Source organism: Shewanella chilikensis, assembly GCF_002836945.1.
Lineage (GTDB): Bacteria > Pseudomonadota > Gammaproteobacteria > Enterobacterales > Shewanellaceae > Shewanella > Shewanella chilikensis.
The window spans coordinates 19,932-34,347 of record NZ_NIJM01000044.1 but is presented as its reverse complement, the minus strand read 5'-3'; the positions used below and the strand labels follow the sequence as shown (position 1 = coordinate 34,347).

The following is a 14,416-nucleotide window of genomic DNA, read 5'->3' as shown; positions in this document are numbered from 1 at the left end:
TGATGGGAAACGGGATAGAGCCTATCCACGTGCGTTAAAAATGAGTAAAAACAAGTATCCCATTAAGCCTAAGAAAAATGCCGTTCACACTAAGTGAACGGCATTAGGCCGTATAGGCCTCGTTTTCAATCCATCTGCGGATTACTTCATGCGTGCCAAGACACGATCGGCTGCATCCAGAGTCGCTTGCAGCTCTTGCTCGCCGTGAGCCATAGACAGGAAGCCTGCTTCAAAGGCGCTTGGTGCCAGGTAAATACCTTCGTCCAGCATACCGTGATAGAAGGCGCGGAACTGCTCCATGTTGCACTTGGTGACCTGCTCAAAGCCGGTGATCTTCTCTTCATCGGTAAAGAAGAAACCAAACATGCCGCCAACATAGTTGATGGCCATGGGGATACCATGCTTGTCGGCCGCGGCCTTGAAGCCTTCGGCGATACGCTTGGTCTTGGCTGCCAGTTCCTCATAGAGGCCAGGCTCTGACAGGGCTTCCAGCTGAGCCAGACCAGCAGTCATGGCGATAGGGTTACCCGAAAGTGTGCCGGCCTGGTACACAGGGCCAGTCGGGGCAATATACTGCATGACTTCTTTCTTGCCACCGAAGGCACCAACCGGCATACCGCCGCCGATAACCTTACCCAGAGTGGTCAGATCCGGTGTCACGCCATAGTGGCCTTGGGCACCGCTCTTGGAGACGCGGAAGCCTGTCATCACTTCGTCGATGATCAGCAGGGCGCCGAACTGATCGCATAGCTCACGCAGTCCTTCAAGGAAACCTGCAACCGGCGGGATACAGTTCATGTTGCCGGCAACCGGCTCAAGTATGATACAGGCGATATCCTGCGGATGCTGGCTGAACAGCTCTTTGACTGAGTCCAGATCGTTATAGACAGCAGTCAGAGTGTGCTTGGCGAAGTCAGCAGGGATCCCTGGGGAGCTGGGCTGACCCAGAGTCAGGGCGCCTGAGCCGGCCTTAACCAGCAGACAGTCGGCATGGCCGTGGTAGCAGCCTTCGAACTTGAGGATCTTGTCTCTGTTGGTGTAACCACGAGCCAGGCGTATGGCGCTCATGGTGGCTTCTGTGCCAGAGCTCACCATGCGTACCTGCTCTATGGAAGGCACCATCTCAATGACTTTTTCTGCCATCTGCACTTCCAGCTCGGTAGGTGCGCCGAAAGACAGACCGTTCTCCACCGCCTTGAGAACCGCTTCGCGGATCTTGGGATGGTTGTGACCCAGGATCATAGGCCCCCAGGAACCGACATAGTCGATATAGGCTTTGCCGTCGGCATCATAGATATAGGCACCGTCGGCCTTTTCGATGAAGCGGGGAGAGCCGCCTACACCATTGAAGGCACGTACTGGCGAGTTCACACCGCCGGGGATGGTTTTCTTGGCCTGTTCAAACAGGTCTTCAGAACGGGTCATGTTTAATCCTTAAAGTCAGTGGCCGCTCTTTAGCGATCGGCCTTGCGTGAATACCAGTTAACCGGACACTCGTATTTTTCCAACTGATTGTCCACCCCGAGTGTCAGGGCAAACAGTGCCATGCGGATCAACAAGCCATTGTCGGCCTGACGGAAGATAGCCAGGTTGGGATGGTTGTTAAGATCATTGTCCAGCTCATTGGCCTGCAGCCTGGAGTCCCGAGGCAATGGATGCATGATCACTGTGTTGGACTTACAATTTTTGGTGTATATGGCGCTGTTCAAACGGAACTTGCCACGATACTTATCTGCTTCCTCCTGCGAGGGGAAGCGCTCTTCCTGAATGCGCGTCAGATAGAGTATATCAGCCTGATCTAAATTGCCTTCCAGTTGGTCTGTTATTGTGATCTTATGCCCGGCATTTTCAATGTCGGCGATCACATAGTCAGGCATTGCCAGCTCGGCAGGGGAGATCAGGGTGAAGCTGATGTTCTTGTACATGCACAGTAGACGCGACAGCGAGTGCACAGTGCGGCCGTATTTGAGATCGCCCACCATGGCGATATGCATACCGTCTATGCCTAAGCCTTTGCTGTGCAGCTCTTTCTGTATGGTGAACAGATCCAGCAGTGCCTGGGTTGGATGCTCGTTGGCACCATCGCCGCCGTTAATCACAGGCACCCGGCTGCCTTCGGCAAATTCGCGTACCGAGTAGGACTCGGGGTGGCGCATGGCTATTACGTCCGAGTAGCTGGACAACACCCTGGCGGTATCGTAGAGGGACTCCCCCTTGGACAGCGACGAGGAGGCCATACCGACCGTTTCAGCGACCCGACCGCCAAGCAGGTTGAAGGCGCAGCCGAAGCTGACCCGGGTGCGGGTGCTGGGTTCAAAAAACAGATTGCCGAGAATAGCACCATCCAGCACCTTGGTACGCTTCTCGCGCAGTGCGTATGGGGTCATCTTTTGGGCTACTGAGAAAATGGTTTGAATGGCGTCCAGATCTAACTGGTTTACAGAGAGGATATGTGATCCCTGGAAATGGTTCATCAGCCTTGGTTTCCAATGCAGTTGGGTGTTGACACTGAGGTCTGGACCCATGGGTTATGTAGGGTTTGGCTGAGGCGCAACTATAACAGAAGGCGGCGGTCATGAAAATGACTGATGACTGAAATTACACTTCTCCGGCACGGATTTCCTGCTGCAGGTTAGACCAACTGATCACTCCGACGATATTCTCCGGGTTATCTTGATAGATATAGACTTCACCGGCACGTTTCGTCGCCAGTATTTCATATACCTCGTTGAGGGTGGCCGAGTCGGGTAGCCCCTGGATCCTGTGTTGGGTCAGGCTGGTGTCAGTGTCAAACGAAGGCATCTGCAACTCCAGCATGGCAATCTGGCCTTCGGCATCTCTGGCAAGCACAGGCCTGCCCTGGGCGCGTTTCATTACTTCCAGCAGCAGCTCATCATTGTTGTTGACTATCACTATGCGCCTGTCCATCAGGGCGCGTACTCCGAGTTTCTGTAACCCCAGGTTAACCGGGGCCACTTTATAACCCAGGCCCATGATATCCAACTGACGAAAGAATATGGATTTGGCATTCAGCCCCTGATAGGCGATGAGGTAGGCGGGCACGGCCACTATCATTCCGGGCAGTATGATGGAGGCATCATTGGTCATCTCCAGCAGCGCCACCAGGGCGGCGAGCGGTGCACTGAGGCAAACCCCCATCATGGCGGTCATGCCGATGACGGTATAGAGCCCTGCATAGGGGGCCACCGAGGGAAACAGCAGCGCCGTCGCCTGAGCCAGAATGGCGCCGCCCAAGGCGCCTATACCGTAGAGTGGGCCTATGATCCCACCCGGGATCCCAAGGCCGATAGCGGCAATGGTTGCGATAATCTTGGCCAGCAATACCGCCAGCAAAAACCAGATGGCCGGATTGTCGCTGACCGCAAGTCCTATGGCCATTTCACCGCTGCCCAATGCCTGAGGCAGCACCAGGCCTATCAAAGTGGTGATAACACCCGCCAGTAACAGGCGGATAATCAAGGGCCAGTGTTGACCGCGCTCGGTCACCTGAATAAGGCTGTGATTGAATAAGGCCGCGGCGACCCCCAGCACTATACCGCCGAGTGCCAGCAGCGGGTACTGATCCAGTGGAATATGGCTGACCTTGATGGCATCAAACTCGTGGATATTACCGAACACCACCTGGCTGGATACGGCGCCGCAGATGGCCGACAGCATGATGGGGAAGAAGTACTGTACCTTGTATTCTCTGAGCACCACTTCGAGGACAAATACCACGGCAGCCAAGGGCGCGTTAAAGGTGGCGGCTATCCCGGCGGCTATGCCGCTGGCGCACATGATGCGCACACTGTTGTCCGGCAGCTTGAATTTTTCTGCCAATACCGAGGCGGTGACCGCACCCAGATGAATGGCCGGGCCTTCACGACCGACCGAGAAGTTGCTCGCCAGTGCAAACAGCGCCTGAAAAAACTGCCCCGGTGCCGATTGCAGCGGAATTTTGCCGTAATGCAGTTTCACCCTGTGCAATACATAGGCTATGCCCATCCGCTTGTAGCGTTTGGAGCCGAATCTGGCCACTAGCCAGATCAAAAAAGCCCCAAAAAGTGGTAACAGGACTCGCCAGTCACCGATTGAGCCCGTAAAATCCCATTCCTGTGTTTGGGTAACATGATTGGCCCATTGCAGCAGCAGGCGAAACAGTATGATGACAGCCGAGGCCATCAGCGCAAACAACAGGGCCAGCAGACACAGTTGAATACTGATCCTCGTTTGGGACAGCTTGTCTCTCATCTGGTGGCGCAGATACTTTCGCGCCTCAAGTTTGAACTTTCTGAATCTTGTCTGCACTGCTGCTTTCCGAAGCCTGATGTGAAATCTTAGTACCCAAGATGGAAATTTTTATATAAGGGGCTGTTAGTTAATGGCAAATTATCATCGCTGGCTCGATCGCCTGCAAGTGATGGAGCGAAATATTCGTCCATCCAGTCTGTATTTGTTGCTCTTGGTCATGGTGGCTTTTCTGACAGGACTGCTCAGCTATCACTTTTTTATTCCGCCTGCTGAAGTCAAATTTCAACGAAACGATGGCAAGAGTCAGAGATTGCAGATCGAGTTACAGGAGCAGGCGCAGCAGTTGGCGAGCCGCAATTTGGAGCTGAGCCTGGCCAAGGAAGCCAATGAGGAGATGCAGCAGCTGTTCAACAAACAGCATAAAAAGCAGCAGGAGCTTGAGCGTGAGTTGGCCTTTTACCGCAGCATCATGGCGCCAGAGCATAATGCCGAAGGGGTGGCTATTCATGGTTTGGAATTGATGCCTCTAGCCACAGCTGGACAGTTTCGCCTCAAATTGGTGCTGACCCAGCTGCAAAAGCGCAAGCAGGCGCTCAAGGGAAGAAGTGAGATACTTCTCATTGGCATGCAAGAGGGCAAGCAAGTCGAACTGAATTTAGCTAAACTGGTGGACACCAAGTTGGCATTTAACTTCAAGTACTTTCAGGTACTGGAAGCGGAATTTACCCTGCCTGAAGGGTTTGAGTTACAGCAGATGAAAGCCAAGGTCGTTGTGCCAGCGAGTCGCTGGAGCAAAGGCGCTGAAACCGAACAAAGTTTCAGCTTGCCTGAGTTGCTTGAGGGCGAAAAAGATCCCGGCATAATACTTGAACAAAATAGTCAGGTAACAGATAATCTGCCACAGCAAACAGATGTAAGAGGTAGTAATGACTGAACAAGCTGAATCAGCTATGCCCATCCAGTTTACCGATGCGGCGGCAACCAAGGTCAAGGCCTTGCTGGAAGAAGAACAGAACAGTGCGCTGAAGCTGCGGGTCTATGTCACGGGCGGCGGCTGCTCAGGTTTTCAGTATGGCTTCACCTTTGATGAAAAAGTAAATGAAGGCGATTTCACTGTGGAAAAACAGGGAGTACAGCTGGTGGTCGACCCCATGAGTCTGCAATACCTCGTTGGCGGTGAAGTGGATTACACCTCAGGGCTGGAAGGTTCGCGTTTCTTCGTCAAAAACCCAAACGCCACCACCACCTGTGGCTGTGGGGCCAGCTTCTCGGTATAATCGAGAAGCAAAGCAGCAAAAAGCCGTCCACTGGGACGGCTTTTTTGTGGGCGCAAGGCCGGTTACTGCATCAGGTTGAAGTTCATCTTACGCTTGAAGAAGGCTTTGACCTTAGGGGTAAAGGCTATCCATACCTGCAGCATGCAAAAGCCTATCAGAAAGCTGAAAATGGCCCAGTCCGGTGCCTTGATCTCAAACCCTGTGATTTTGAGTGAATTAGGCCCAGTAGCTACACTGTCGCCCTGATCCAGAATATAGGGCAAGAAGCTCACCAGCGCGAGCTGCACCAAGGTATAGAGTCGCAGTGCCCATAAGCCGGCTTGATGGCGCGCTAATACCGCCAACACCATGATCAGCGTCAGCAGACAAAAGATAACGCCTTGACCGGCAATCAGACCACTGACCGCGGCAGCGATATAAAGTAGCATCAGCAGCAGTAGGCGTTTGGGAATGGCGTAGCTTTCTGTGGCGGTTTGGCTCATCTCGCGGCGCTCCTTGTGCGCTATTGAATCATGTTCTATTGAATCATGCTCCATCGACTCAGTGACGCGTTTTGGGCGCCAGTCGCTGCTCCAGCTCATGTGGCGGGATCACTACGCCAAGATCTTCCAGCATTGGGAAGACGGCAACATAGAGCTCGTCATCTTCCATACCTGGAACCCAGCGCTCCAGCCATTCGGCCAGGCCGATGGATAGCGGCCGACAATCCTGCCAATCATCCTCGGCCCACAGAGAAGCCGTCTCTTCACTGGGCCAAACCGGAATACAGTCTTCATCGTCCGTGGTCAGCATCACGCAGCCGTCATTGTCCTGTAATACCCACAGCTCTTTGTGCTCTTTGACCTGCTCTACCAGGAAGTCGTAGCGGCCTTCCGGTGTCATACCGGCGAACTGGGCCTGGATTTGTTTCTTGCTCATGGTGACATCTCATCTCGGTGGCCAGGGCACTGCGCCCGGCCAAAAATTGACGGCATGTTAACACCGCTTGCAGGCAAGAAAAAGTGCCCCGCAGGGCGCAATGGTTAATTCCTGTTTTTCGGCTTTGCCTGGTTGAAGCCAATCTGCTCTCAGGCGGCGGGGAAACGGGCACCGAGCACGGCTTCGCGGCTGGCGCCGGTTACCGCCGGCAGGTTCGCCGGTAAGCCTTGATAGTGGCGCAGCGCCAGCCAGGCAAACGCTATGCCTTCCACCCACTTGGGATCAATACCCAAAGCTGAGGTAGTGGCTATGCTGTGGTTGGGTAACTGGGCCCCGAGGCGTTTCATCAATACGCCATTGAGCGCGCCGCCACCACAGACATAGATTTCGCCATCCGGGCTCAGCTTGGCTATGTCTCTGGCAATGCTGTGACAGGTGAGATCCAAGAGTGTCGATTGAATATCTTCTTCCGGCAGATGGCTGAACAGCGCCAGTTGTTGATCCAACCAGGCGTTGTTGAATAGCTCTCTGCCCGTGCTCTTGGGATAATCCAGCGAGAAATAGGGGTGTGATAACAACTGCGCCAGAAACTCCGCCGAACTGTTGCCGCTTTCGGCCCACTGGCCATCTTCATCAAACGGCAGTTGTCTTATCTGCTGGCTCCAGGCGTCTATCAGGGTGTTTCCCGGGCCGGTATCAAAGCCAAGGATCTCCCGGTTATCGGCGGGCAGGAAAGTGATGTTGGCGATGCCGCCGATATTGAGAATGAAGCGATTTATACCTGGGTGTGAGAATATCTGCTGGTGGAATGCCGGCACCAAGGGAGCACCCTGGCCACCGAGGGCGACATCCTTACGGCGAAAGTCGGCGATAACATCTATACCGGTTTCGGCGGCGATTGTGTTGGGGTCGCCAATCTGCAGGGTAAAGCCCACTTCCAGGTTGGGCATATGGCGTACTGTCTGGCCGTGACTGCCGATAGCACAGACCTGCTCTTTACTCACCCCAGTCTTGGCCAGCAGTTGCTTGACCGCGGCTGCAAACACCTTGCCCACAGTGCGATCCAGCCGCCCCAAACGGTTGATTTCATCCGTATCCGGTTGGCACAGACGCTGCAAGCCCTTGAACAGATGAGTGGGCAGCGGCTCTGTATGTTGGCCAAGCAACTTGGGTTGATCCTTGCTAAAGTCCACCAATACGGCATCAACGCCGTCCATGCTGGTGCCGGACATCAGCCCAATAAAGTATCCTGAATTCATCTATGCTGTCCCTGTTATTGCATCGCAACCTGAACTTGTTTGTTGCGCAGCAGAGTGGCCATCAATTGGCTACTGAGTTGTTGGAAGGCGACACGTTCGCGCTTGGCTATCGCTTCGGCCTTGGGGAGATCCACAGTGCGCGGGTTTCTGTGTACACCGTTGACGATAAACTCATAGTGCAAATGTGCGCCTGTTACCCTTCCTGTGCGGCCAAGAGTACCTATGATCTGTCCCTGTTTGACGCTTTCACCTTGTTTAACCTTACGTTTGTTGAGGTGTAAGTATTTGGTGGTATAGGTTTCGTTGTGTTTGATAAACACATAGTTGCCGTTGTATTGGTTGTAACCTGCCTTGATGACCCGGCCGCTGCCGGCCGCTTTGATGGGAGTGCCTATAGCGGCAACATAATCTACCCCACGGTGAGCCTTCACCTGACCAGTAACAGGGTGCAGGCGGCGGGGGTTGAAGTTGGAGCTCACGTACTTGAAGTCAACCGGAGAGCGCAGGAATGCTTTGCGCATGCTGCGGCCTTCCTCGGAATAGTAGTTGCCATCCTTGTACCTTACCGCGGTGTAACGCTCGCCCTGGTTGATAAATTCGGCGGCCAATATGTTGCCGTTACGCAGAAACTCACCATCGGCATATTCTTCTTCGTACATGAGGGCAAAGCTGTCGCCTTCGCGGATATCCAGGGCAAAGTCGACGTCCCAGCCGAATATGGTGGCCAACTGCATAATCTGCGCTGGTGTCAGTCCGGCTTCGACACCGGCATTCCAGAAGTTGCTCTTGATGCTGGCGCGGGCAAACTTATCCCGGGTCTCAACGGTTTTTACTGCCAGTTCTTCTTCGTAACCTTTGCCCTGTTTGCGGACTATCAGAGTTGAGATGGCATCAAGGCGGTATCTGAGCTCTTGCAATTCGCCATCGGCGTTTTTACCTATGGCGACTTCGTCACCAGGCATGATTTTCAACAGGTTTTTTTTCGCCAGCGGCAGCTGGGTAATGTCGTGAACTTCTCTTGCAGTAAGTGAGGCGCGACTGAAGAGCGCCGCCAGGGTATCGCCACTCTTTATCTCGAAATGTTCAAGCTCGGCTATCGCCGGGCTGGTTTGCTCCTGAACTGTCAGAGCGGCTTTAGCCTGTTGATTGAGTTTCTCTGTCAACGCCTCGGCGGCGGCTTCTGATTCGGGATCTTGCCCGCTTTCAACCACTTGCTGGGCCGTAGGTGAAGTGGGGGTACGAAAGGCCAGAGGCACTTGGTAACGAACATGAGTTTCCGGAACGGCGCTGTTTTTCGATGCCTCGGCTTCGTCAGAGGGCAGCAACAGGGTTATCAGGGTTATGGTAGTAAAAATACTAAGCAGGATTTGATGCTTTCTGGGCAGCAGTTTGAAGAGAGTTATAAGCTTTGCCATCGACCCGGATACCAATTTCTTAATTCTTGGGCATATTGCCTTAGTGTACACACTTTCATTTAGGCTGGCTAACAAGTAACATAAGTCTCTTTGAATTTGAAGAGCCTAGGGAGTTGTTGGCGAGATGGCTGATTTAGCACAAATAATGGCGGAAATTAAACGTGGTACCGACGAAGTTTTGCTCGAAGCAGATCTGCTTGAGAAGCTGAAAGAAGGTCGGCCACTTAAAATCAAGTTGGGTGCTGATCCGACTGCGCCGGACATTCACCTAGGCCATACCGTTATTCTTAACAAACTCAGACTGTTCCAAGACCTGGGACACGAGGTTATCTTCCTTATCGGTGACTTTACCGGTATGGTCGGTGACCCGAGTGGCAAGAACAGCACTCGCCCACCTCTGACCCGTGAGCAGGTATTGGCCAACGCCGAAACCTACAAGGAGCAGGTATTTAAAATTCTGGATCCGGCCAAGACCCGGATTGAGTTCAATTCCAGCTGGCTGGAAGATCTCGGTGCCGCCGGTATGATCCGCCTGGCCTCCCGCCAGACTGTGGCCCGTATGATGGAGCGTGATGACTTCAAGAAGCGCTTTGCCTCGGGTCAATCGATTGCTATCCATGAGTTCATGTACCCTTTGCTGCAGGGCTATGACTCAGTGGCATTGAATGCCGATGTCGAGCTGGGCGGTACAGATCAGAAGTTCAACTTGCTGATGGGCCGTGAGCTGCAGAAATCCGAAGGCATGAAGCCACAGGTGGTGATTATGATGCCGCTGCTGGAAGGGCTGGACGGCGTGAAGAAGATGTCAAAGTCCGCCGGTAACTACATAGGTATCAGTGAAGCTCCGGATGAGATGTTCGGTAAGATAATGTCCATCTCCGATGAGCTGATGTGGCGTTATTTGGAGCTGCTGTCTTTCCGTCCACTGACTGAAATTGAGCAGTTTAAGGCTGATGTTGAAGCCGGTGCCAACCCCAGGGATATCAAGATAGCCCTGGCGAAAGAGATTATTGGCCGTTTCCACAGTGAAGAAGCTGCCGAGGCCGCCCATCAAGCCTTTATCAATCGTTTCCAAAAGGGGGCCATGCCGGACGATATTCCCGAGCTGACTCTGGAAGCCGGTGAAGGACTGGCGATTGCCAATCTGCTGAAAGAAGCCGGTTTGGTTGGCTCCACTTCCGATGCCATGCGGATGATAAAGCAAGGTGCGGTGAAGATGGATGGCGATAAACTTGAAGACAGCAAGCTGGTACTGAGCACAGGCACTTGCGCGGTATTCCAGGTCGGCAAGCGTAAGTTTGCCAAGGTAACTCTGGCCTGAACTCAAGGTACCTAAATTCCAAGGTAGCTAAATTTAAGCATTTGTTTGAGCGCGTAAAATACCAAACCCGGCATTGCCGGGTTTTTTCTTACCTGTATCAGGCTCAGTGGTCGTGAGGCGGGCTACAGTTGTCGGTACCAAAGTAGACCTTGTTCTGGCAGCGCCAACTGAGCACGGCTTTTTCCACTGACCAGTCTCCGGCATTGTTATCGAGCGCCAGAATAAGCAGCATCTGCGGATGCCCTTCCTGGGTGCTGACATTATAGGTTAAGGTCTTGCCGTGAGAGTGGCTGATGCGTATAAACTTAAAGGCTGAGCCAGAATAGTGACGACTGATCCCTTCAGGATTGTTACTCCAGGAAGCTTGTTGATGTTGCGCTTGCAACAGCTTTTGATTGAAACGGTTTATAGGTTGTGCGGCGTAGGAAACCACCAGAGGTGGTTCAAACTTTTCTTCGGCATTGAATGCTGCCTGGGCCTGAGTCATCAGAGGGAAGCACAGGGGCAGGACAGCCAGTACGGATAAGCGACTCATCTTTACCTCTCGGATCAGAGTGAACCCTGATCTCGCTGTTGGCACTCAGATGAGTTGGACAGTAAAAAACAGGCCGGGTTCCCGGCGAGCTGGATTACTGAGCCGAGAGTTGATCCACCATGGTCTGATAGTCCATCAGATCCATATGTTCTTTTACCCTGTGGTTGAGGGTATCCAGCTTTAGCGTGGTTACTCCGGGGATGGCGATATCAATGATTTTCCCGGGCTTGCCAAACTGTTCTCCCGGACCCTTATAGTGGTAGTTGCCTATCATCACCACCAGAGAGCCTGAGTTGAACATGTGCTCTATGTTGAATCGATACTCGAGTACGCCGCGGTGTGCCCGCTCCAGAAACTCTATAATATGCCTGCCGCCCGTGTATTTGCGGTTTGCTGTACGGTCGTTGAAGACGCTGTCACGATTGTAAAAGGTCGCCAGCTCATCATAGTCGTGAGTGGTCAGAGCATGGATATAGCGTACGGCCATCTGCTGTTCCGGCGGCATATCGCCGCTGTTGGCCAGCAGTGGTGGGCTTAACAATGCCAGGATCAACACCAAATAACGCACAATCAATCTCTCTTGGTCTTTAGGTCAAACGCGGGTAACGACAGGTGCCAACGTATGGCGGCCAGGCGAATTATCAAAGCCGTGAAAAAAGCCAGCATCAGCGCCGCCTCGGCTTCGAATTTTAACTGCAGGCTGCAGGTGTACACCAGACCGCCCAGAATAGATGCTGTGGCGTAGATTTCGGTACGCAACACCATGGGGATCCGGCGGCAAAGCAGATCCCGAATAATGCCTCCTCCCACTCCTGTGATCAAGCCCATGACTACGGCTATCAGGGCGCCGTATTCCATTGTCAGAGCCTTTTGGGTACCGATAACGGTAAAGAGCGCCAGGCCGACGGCATCGGCTATGGCCAGGCTAGATGGGGGCAAACGCCAGGGGCGGCGTACCAGAATCAAGGTCAGTACCACGGTCAGTAGTATCACGTAGAGATAGTTGTGGTCATGAAGCCAGAATACCGGAGCGCCCAGAATGGTGTCTCTTAGGGTGCCGCCGCCGATGGCAGTGACCGCTGCCAGTACCAAAACGCCGAATGGATCCATCCGGTGCCGGCCTGCTGCCAGAGCGCCGGAAAGGGCGAATACGGCAGTGCCGAACAGATCCAGGCTATAGACCCACAATGTCATTAACCCATCTCTTTGAGATGAATGTTGAGGGCATCGACCGAGATACGGATTTCAATCACCGACAGGATTAAGGAATACAGCAATAACAGCAAACTGGCGCCGAAAATCATCGAGCCTGTAGTGTTAAAGCCAAGATAGATAAAAATCATACACAGTACACACAGGGCGAAGCTGGTGACACCGGCCTCCTGCATGCGGCGGATGATAACGATGCGGCGGCGCAGGTTTTTCAGCTGTTCGGCGGCAACAGGTTTATCGCCGCCACTCAAGGTGCGAATTAGCGCGGCTAGTGAGAAAAACCTATTGGTATAAGCCAGTAGCAGCAGGGAAATGGCCGGAAACAGCAATGCCGGGGTCGTCAAAGAGATATGCATATTGTCCAGCACGGCAGTCTTCTCAGTGTCAAGCGGGGAATGAAGGCATTATAAGGAGAAATTGAATAATTTAAAGCGTTTGTGAATAACGTAACAAAACCCAAATCAGAGGTAACAAGATCACAAAAGCAAACCAGATGGTGAAGGTGCGAAAGGTCAGCGCAATCGCTTTGGGTATGGTCTTGTGATCCGCTATGGGCCCCGGGCCGATTTTCTCCACCTGTACCTTGATGCCGGAATATTTTTGCGGTCCGCCAAGCTCTGTCATCAGTACAAATGCTGCCATGGTTGCCACCTGGAAATTAGAGCCGATAGGAAAGCGGCTATGGGGTGTTTGCCAAAGCAGTTTTAATGTCTGGGGACCACCTTGAATCGCCAGGGTAAAACGCCACAGCTGCGCCGGAATATAAAGTAGCACTTGATTGACCAGAAACACGGGCCGACCGAAGAGGCGGTATTGTGGATCCAGACACCACCAGCTTTGCTCCAACTGCTTTAACATTCTTACCAGCAGTACCATGGGTGCGCCAGCGAGGCAGAAGAAAAACACCACAGTAACAGTGCCGTGAATGGGAGTGGTTACCAGCTTTTCTATAGTAGCCTTGGCTATACCTGCCTCGGACAGTTCGGCCGTATCGCGGGCGACCCAGGGGGCGAGCAACTCTCTGGCGGCCGCTTTATCTCCCCGCCTGAGGGCTTGGTATATCTCTTCGGCTTCCTGAATAAAACAGGCGTCGTTGAGACACAGATAGAGGATCAAAAACTCAAAGAACCAGGGGAATGCCGCCAGTTCCAGCAGAAAGGTGATGATTAACCAAAATGGCAGTACCAGCAGTAAAATAGCCAGTGAACCGGCAATCAGCTGCTGCTTTTCGTCTCTGTCGCCCCGTTTGACCTTGGCGGCCAGTGACTTGGCCAGATGGCTCAACCAGGCCAGAGGTTGAAAAGCCTGGGGCAGCGGCGCCAAACGAGCCAGCAACAAGGCAAAAAACAGCACCAGAAACCCCTGAATGAGGGGGCCATCTAAGGCCAGCAGCTGCTCGCAAAAGGGCAGACTCATGGGCTCTGGTGCTCCTTAAATTAAAGGTGATGCAGCATGCCTATGACCATCAGGGCCGAGTGGTGCCCCGCCTTGACCAGATAGGCATCAAAGTCGACCGGAGAGTCGTTGTTGGCATTATCGGACAGAGAGCGGATCACCACAAAGGGCACGCCGAACTGATGACATACCTGAGCAATGGCGGCGCCTTCCATTTCACAGGCGGCCATAGTGGGGAAATGCTTTAGCATGACGGCAGTGCGCTCGGGATCGCAAATAAAGCTGTCACCTGTGCAGATAAGGCCCTCAATGGCTTTGACCTCTCCCAAACCTGCGATAGCCTGTTGGGCCGCCAGCATCAGCTTAGGATCCGGGATAAAAGCTTCCGGTTGCTGCGCCATCTGACCCATCTCATAGCCAAAGGCGGTGACATCGACATCGTGGTAGCGAACTTCATCGGAAATCACTATGTCACCTATCTGCAGTGTATCGACAAACCCACCGGCCGAACCGGTATTGATGACCGCATCCGGGGCGAACTTTTCAATCAACAGACTGGTCGCTATGCTGGCGGCAACCTTGCCTATGCCGGAGCGGGTAACTATGACTTCTTTGTCAACCAGAGTGCCGCTGACAAATTCAATGCCGGCAACCTTGCTGTGCTGTGGGTTTTCCAAAGAGGCAATCAGGTGAGCAACTTCCGGCTCCATGGCGCCGATAATACCGATTTTCATGGCTTAACCTTCTTTAAATGTCTTGAGTGAGCCTGAGGGCGGCTTAATATAGCACAAGCCAAGATTGGTGCGAACAAGTCTGCCGGTGACAGCCTGGTC

16 protein-coding genes are annotated in these 14,416 nt (G+C 53.2%); 3 read left to right on the top strand and 13 right to left on the bottom strand.

All coding sequences use genetic code 11. The features are described 5' to 3' along the window. Positions 1-141: 141 nt before the first annotated feature. The 3 genes from hemL to CX651_RS15140 all read right to left on the bottom strand — a co-directional run bounded on the left by hemL (position 142) and on the right by CX651_RS15140 (position 4,251). Positions 142-1,425: a glutamate-1-semialdehyde 2,1-aminomutase gene (hemL, locus tag CX651_RS15150; protein ID WP_028779763.1), complete on the bottom strand. Its 1,284-nt coding sequence runs from the start codon at positions 1,423-1,425 to the stop codon at positions 142-144. Between the two features lie 29 nt (positions 1,426-1,454). Beyond that, the gene (locus CX651_RS15145) at positions 1,455-2,474 is read right to left on the bottom strand and encodes an aspartate carbamoyltransferase (protein ID WP_101056717.1); all 1,020 of its coding nucleotides are present in this window, start codon (positions 2,472-2,474) and stop codon (positions 1,455-1,457) included. A 124-nt stretch (positions 2,475-2,598) separates the two neighbouring features. After that, positions 2,599-4,251, bottom strand: coding sequence for a chloride channel protein (locus CX651_RS15140; protein WP_101056719.1), 1,653 nt, complete (start codon positions 4,249-4,251; stop codon positions 2,599-2,601). Positions 4,252-4,381: 130 nt separating this feature from the next. Between CX651_RS15140 and CX651_RS15135 the strand changes: the two genes are divergently transcribed. Beyond that, positions 4,382-5,185, top strand: a complete 804-nt coding sequence (locus tag CX651_RS15135; protein WP_101056716.1) for a DUF6776 family protein — start codon at positions 4,382-4,384, stop codon at positions 5,183-5,185. Continuing rightward, on the top strand, positions 5,178-5,528 hold the full coding sequence (gene erpA, locus CX651_RS15130) for an iron-sulfur cluster insertion protein ErpA (protein WP_025010525.1): 351 nt from the start codon (positions 5,178-5,180) through the stop codon (positions 5,526-5,528). Before CX651_RS15135 ends, erpA begins: the two co-directional genes overlap by 8 nt. Positions 5,529-5,590: 62 nt before the next feature. On the opposite strand, the gene CX651_RS15125 is transcribed toward erpA, so the two are convergent. The 4 genes from CX651_RS15125 to CX651_RS15110 all read right to left on the bottom strand — a co-directional run bounded on the left by CX651_RS15125 (position 5,591) and on the right by CX651_RS15110 (position 9,120). Further along, positions 5,591-6,010, bottom strand: a complete 420-nt coding sequence (locus tag CX651_RS15125; protein ID WP_101056715.1) for a hypothetical protein — start codon at positions 6,008-6,010, stop codon at positions 5,591-5,593. Between the two features lie 58 nt (positions 6,011-6,068). After that, positions 6,069-6,446, bottom strand: coding sequence for a DUF2750 domain-containing protein (locus CX651_RS15120; protein ID WP_100142057.1), 378 nt, complete (start codon positions 6,444-6,446; stop codon positions 6,069-6,071). A 149-nt stretch (positions 6,447-6,595) separates the two neighbouring features. After that, positions 6,596-7,705, bottom strand: coding sequence for an anhydro-N-acetylmuramic acid kinase (locus tag CX651_RS15115; protein WP_101056714.1), 1,110 nt, complete (start codon positions 7,703-7,705; stop codon positions 6,596-6,598). Between the two features lie 14 nt (positions 7,706-7,719). After that, the gene (locus CX651_RS15110) at positions 7,720-9,120 is read right to left on the bottom strand and encodes a peptidoglycan DD-metalloendopeptidase family protein (protein ID WP_101056713.1); all 1,401 of its coding nucleotides are present in this window, start codon (positions 9,118-9,120) and stop codon (positions 7,720-7,722) included. Positions 9,121-9,244: 124 nt separating this feature from the next. Here CX651_RS15110 and tyrS point away from each other — a divergent pair, with 124 nt between their 5' ends. Next, complete coding sequence (tyrS, locus tag CX651_RS15105) at positions 9,245-10,441, top strand: tyrosine--tRNA ligase (protein ID WP_101056712.1); 1,197 nt, start codon at positions 9,245-9,247, stop codon at positions 10,439-10,441. A 103-nt stretch (positions 10,442-10,544) separates the two neighbouring features. On the opposite strand, the gene CX651_RS15100 is transcribed toward tyrS, so the two are convergent. The 6 genes from CX651_RS15100 to CX651_RS15075 all read right to left on the bottom strand — a co-directional run bounded on the left by CX651_RS15100 (position 10,545) and on the right by CX651_RS15075 (position 14,317). Then, entirely contained in the window at positions 10,545-10,976 is a 432-nt protein-coding gene (locus CX651_RS15100; protein ID WP_101056711.1) for a hypothetical protein, read from the bottom strand. 94 nt (positions 10,977-11,070) lie between these two features. Next, positions 11,071-11,544 carry a nuclear transport factor 2 family protein gene (locus tag CX651_RS15095; RefSeq protein WP_373296856.1) on the bottom strand — a complete coding sequence of 158 codons (474 nt, stop codon included), beginning with the start codon at positions 11,542-11,544 and terminating at the stop codon, positions 11,071-11,073. Between the two features lie 2 nt (positions 11,545-11,546). Beyond that, entirely contained in the window at positions 11,547-12,170 is a 624-nt protein-coding gene (locus CX651_RS15090; RefSeq protein WP_101056710.1) for a trimeric intracellular cation channel family protein, read from the bottom strand. Then, on the bottom strand, positions 12,170-12,544 hold the full coding sequence (locus tag CX651_RS15085) for a DUF2721 domain-containing protein (protein ID WP_039033703.1): 375 nt from the start codon (positions 12,542-12,544) through the stop codon (positions 12,170-12,172). Before CX651_RS15085 ends, CX651_RS15090 begins: the two co-directional genes overlap by 1 nt. Positions 12,545-12,614: 70 nt before the next feature. Then, the gene (locus CX651_RS15080; protein ID WP_101056709.1) at positions 12,615-13,604 is read right to left on the bottom strand and encodes a cobalamin biosynthesis protein CobD/CbiB; all 990 of its coding nucleotides are present in this window, start codon (positions 13,602-13,604) and stop codon (positions 12,615-12,617) included. A 20-nt stretch (positions 13,605-13,624) separates the two neighbouring features. Further along, on the bottom strand, positions 13,625-14,317 hold the full coding sequence (locus CX651_RS15075) for a 5'-methylthioadenosine/adenosylhomocysteine nucleosidase (protein WP_101056708.1): 693 nt from the start codon (positions 14,315-14,317) through the stop codon (positions 13,625-13,627). Between the last annotated feature and the right edge of the window lie 99 nt (positions 14,318-14,416).